The sequence below is a fragment of the Pedobacter sp. 05L430 genome (assembly GCF_056397585.1).
The window spans coordinates 1-3,848 of the sequence record NZ_JBFTNT010000360.1 but is presented as its reverse complement, the minus strand read 5'-3'; the positions used below and the strand labels follow the sequence as shown (position 1 = coordinate 3,848).

Here is a 3,848-nt window from a genome sequence, read left to right as displayed (position 1 = left end):
CATATACAGACACTGTGGTTGACAGTTGCTGATTAAAGAAATCTGCTTTAGTACCTAGTTCATATTGAGTTGCCTTGCGGGTAGGAAATGGCCCACCAGAAAGAACATTATTAGAGGTTTGAGGATTAAAAGATTTGACGTRGGTACCGTAAAAAGCTAAATTCTCTATAGGTAAGTATACTAATCCAACCCTTGGGATCCATCCAGATGCTTGTAGTTCATCACCTTGTTTATTATCTCTGTCAGACAGCGGAGTTTCCTTTCCGTCATAGTTATCGTATCTTAAAGAGACCAGCGCTTTAAGCTGTCGTCCAAAACTAACCTGATCCTGAATATAGAAACCCGTCAAATTGGTAATGCGTTTGTTGTCATCTGATTCTTCAGCAGGAACAGCAGATTCCGGGATATCACTGCTGTAATCAGGGTTAAAAATAGAAATACGGGTTGAAGGTTTATACTGGTAATCGTTTTTTGTCCAGCCATAACGATTGTAATCAGCACCAACTATGATCTGATGTTCTAAGGACCCGGTCTTCGTATTGTAGCTTGCATAAGCAGTGGTTTGCAGACTAAAACGATCAGTTTCCCAATCCTGATATCCTCTGCTAATTGAATCATTTCTGATCTTCCCTACAGGTATATGATCGGTATAATCCAGCACATTTCTTACCGCACGCTGTACCACCGTTAGTTTCAGTTTTTCGTTAAAGCTATGGTTGAATGAAAGTGTGGCCGACGAGTTATTGGTCTTTCCATAGTCAGTTGGACTTTGTATGGTCAGATTGTTTGGATAATAGTTAAAATCGAAAGTACCGTCAGTCCTGGTGCGGATAAAAGTTCCATTATCATATTGGTGAACAGCTTTTTGGTGAGCATAGTTCAATTCCAGGTTAAGGCTTGTTTTATCTGAAAAAAGATAAGTTAATGATGGTGCCAGGAAAATATTTTCTTTATCCTGGTCGCTGCGAAAACTTTCCGATCTGTCGTAGCCTATGATAGCACGATACAATAGCTTTTTATTTTTAGTTAATGGTCCGGTAATGTCTGCTGATGCCCGACGGAAATTCCAGCTTCCCAGCGACAAGTCGATGTTGTATCGGCTTTCTGCAAGCGGTTTTTTGTGACAAAGTTTATTACACCACCTGGTGCTCCCTCACTAAACAAGGCGCCAGAAGGACCTCGCAGTAGCTCTACAGATTCTACGTTGTATAATAATGGCTGTTGGCTCCATAAGAAGAGATTACCTCTGATACCATTATAAAGCAGGAAACTTGCATCATTAGGAGAATATGCAGTAAATCCACGCATAGTGAATGAACCATTTCCATTATTTGCCTTCATACCAGTAAAACTGCTTGCAAGTTCATTCAGCGTAAAAGCTTGCTTGTCGTGCATTACCTCTGACGAGATAGCTTGTACAGATTGTGGGGTTTCGAGTAGTGAAATATCCATTCTGGTAGCGCTACTGGATTGTTTTACATGGTAATGTTTCTTGCTGATATTGATTGCTACCTCTCTCAACTCCTGTTTGCTTTCTGAGAGTTGCAAATTGAGAAAGGCATTTTTGCCTGTAGTKATGATCAGATTTTGCTTAAGAGCGGTATACCCTATATTTGAAACGACCAATACATATGTACCGGCAGGAATAGCGATAAAATTGAAGTTTCCATCTGAATCTGTTTGGGTGCTAATTAGTGTATTCTGGAATTGAACTGTTGCACCGCTAACAGCTTCATCTCTAGCGGTAACGATGCGGCCTTTTAAATTCCCTGAGCCAGATTGCGCAAAGGATTTACTAATGATAAACAATAGTAATAGTATGCTGAAAATATTGATTTTCATTTGAAAGTATAAAAAGATGTTAATAAGAAACCAGCCTGAGGCACATCACGATTTCGACCATAAAAATGGCATGTGAGTAACTCAGGTTACTCAATAATTGTGATTAAAAAAATAAGATAGATTAGGCAGCTACGTACTGAGGTGGTTTGAAGATGTCGTTGGTAAAAGAAGAAGGTTTAAACTTTAAATAGAAAATATTAAAGTCGCTCGTTTTTGGGGAGGCTGATGATTCATTTACCTCAAGTCTGTTCAATTTGCAAAAGAAGAGCACATTAGCTTTTTCCAGATTTTCTGCTCTTTGCTTTTCTTCATTCTGTTCGGCTTGTTTGAGTTTTTTTGCTAGTACACATCGTCCATTACAATGCATTTCTGGTTTATCCTTATTTTCACAAAAGGCAGAAGCAATGTAGCCCTGATTAATCTTAAAAGCGAGGATTATCCCCAACTTATTAAAGGACTGCATGACGATCATGAATAGTAACAAAAGGCAAACTGATCTTCTCAATTATTGATTTTTATGGCTGCAAAAGTATTACTTTTTTCTTGCATCATAGAGAAATATACTGTTTTTTTAGATCGGGTACTGCCCCTCCAGTTCATCCTCTTGCAGCTCGCTGATTCGATCTTTGATCAACTCTGCATGTTCTATTCCCCATTGATCTATTTTGGAAAGAATAGGCAATAAGGTTTCTCCCAGGATAGTGAGTTTGTATTCAGTTCTTTTAGGATAAACATCTTCCGCACATTTTTCAATCATACGATAAAAAAGCAGTTCCGCCAATTGCATTTCGATAACACGTGTGGATGCTTCAGTGATATATCTGGCAATTTCGCTGGGCCTCGAAATACCTCTGCTAATTGCATCCAAGATGCAACATTTCCATTTTCCGCCCAATACTCTCATCGCTAAATAGATACCACAATCTGGATCTTCTTGTATTTTTCTTGTATACATACTTTTATTATTGCTGGTTAAAATTACTCAATCCATCCCGAACCTCACAGTAACCCCATACCGAATCTTTTATCGGTTATTGTTGCCTTACAATCTTTCAGGGAAATTTGTGTTATCGCTTATCGTGATTAATTAAAATCAAAAAGGAATCTGAAATGCAAAAAGAACTGAATGTAAAAAGTCAATTTAAGCTTAACTGGATAGACATCCTACCTTTACTAATATGGATAACCGTTTTTTTTATGACCTGGTTATTCATGCATGGAGCAGATCACTATCTGCAAATGACGCCAGAAGCATTAGGCAGATACTTCCCCCAACGGTGGTTCCTCATCGCACATATTACGGCTGGTGGTGGAGCATTGATCTCAGGTATTATTCAATTCTGGCCTAAACTACGTACCTATAGCTGGAAAATACATCGCGTAATTGGTTATTTGTATCTGTTATCGATCCTGGTAAGCAGTATAAGTGCCCTTATGCTTGCTTCCACAACGGCCTATGCGGTAAATTGGGCTTATGCTTTTACACTGCAGATCTGGGCTAGTGTTTGGATCAGTACAACTTTTATTGCTTTCTATACCGCTATGAGGAAACAATTCAAGCTTCACAAAGAATGGATGATCAGAAGTTATCTGGTTACCGTAGCTTTTCTGATTTCAGGTTTTATCTACAAGATTCCATTTATACAGCAGTTGGGCAGTTTTGAAGAAGTTACTGTTCCTCTTTTTTGGATGGGGTGGGCAGTGCCACTTTATACTTATGAAGTGATCCGCAGCATTTATTCCATTAAGAAACTTAAACGTTAAACTGCCTTAAATGATGATCTGAATGCTTATAAACAAATATGCCAATTTGTTCTCTTGTCATTTTACCAAAGAAATCGTGAATGAACTTATCATTTGAAAAGTTTTCAAAATCAGCTATCAGGTTCATCAAGGTCTTCTTTTGAGCTTCCAGATCACATTCTTTTTGCTTAATGGTAAATGCTTTTCCTGCCGGCATATTTTTACCGATTGGCTTGTCGTTTTTAGTATTGCTTTTGAGTGAG

The 3,848-nt window shown here is 38.4% G+C and carries 6 protein-coding genes; 1 reads left to right on the top strand and 5 read right to left on the bottom strand.

Annotation, left to right across the window (positions count from 1 at the left end):
- The 4 genes from AC1DG9_RS24695 to AC1DG9_RS24680 form a co-directional block, all read right to left on the bottom strand.
- The coding region (locus tag AC1DG9_RS24695; protein ID WP_477635429.1) for a TonB-dependent siderophore receptor at window positions 1-1,084 on the bottom strand (1,084 nt) is incomplete at its 3' end.
- Window positions 1,027-1,842, bottom strand: a complete 816-nt coding sequence (locus AC1DG9_RS24690) for a TonB-dependent receptor (protein WP_337716903.1) — start codon at window positions 1,840-1,842, stop codon at window positions 1,027-1,029. The genes AC1DG9_RS24690 and AC1DG9_RS24695, both read right to left, overlap by 58 nt.
- A 121-nt stretch (window positions 1,843-1,963) precedes the next feature.
- Window positions 1,964-2,305, bottom strand: coding sequence for a hypothetical protein (locus tag AC1DG9_RS24685; protein ID WP_337716901.1), 342 nt, complete (start codon window positions 2,303-2,305; stop codon window positions 1,964-1,966).
- A gap of 108 nt (window positions 2,306-2,413) precedes the next feature.
- Entirely contained in the window at window positions 2,414-2,797 is a 384-nt protein-coding gene (locus AC1DG9_RS24680; protein WP_337716899.1) for a winged helix-turn-helix transcriptional regulator, read from the bottom strand.
- Between the two features lie 155 nt (window positions 2,798-2,952).
- On the opposite strand from AC1DG9_RS24680, the gene AC1DG9_RS24675 reads away from it, so the two are divergent.
- Entirely contained in the window at window positions 2,953-3,606 is a 654-nt protein-coding gene (locus AC1DG9_RS24675; RefSeq protein WP_337716897.1) for a DUF2306 domain-containing protein, read from the top strand.
- Here the strand turns inward: AC1DG9_RS24675 and AC1DG9_RS24670 are convergent.
- Window positions 3,596-3,848, bottom strand: a 253-nt coding sequence (locus AC1DG9_RS24670; RefSeq protein ID WP_477635428.1) for a DUF1569 domain-containing protein, incomplete at its 5' end; no start/stop codon positions are given. The two genes, AC1DG9_RS24675 and AC1DG9_RS24670, sit on opposite strands and share 11 nt — an antisense overlap.

Bases quoted from the DNA above. Each gene is read 5' to 3' on its own strand.
- AC1DG9_RS24685 (WP_337716901.1), bottom strand. From the start codon at position 2,305: ATGCAGTCCTTTAATAAGTTGGGGATAATCCTCGCTTTTAAGATTAAT.
- AC1DG9_RS24675 (WP_337716897.1), top strand. From the start codon at position 2,953: ATGCAAAAAGAACTGAATGTAAAAAGTCAATTTAAGCTTAACTGGATA.
- AC1DG9_RS24680 (WP_337716899.1), bottom strand. From the start codon at position 2,797: ATGTATACAAGAAAAATACAAGAAGATCCAGATTGTGGTATCTATTTA.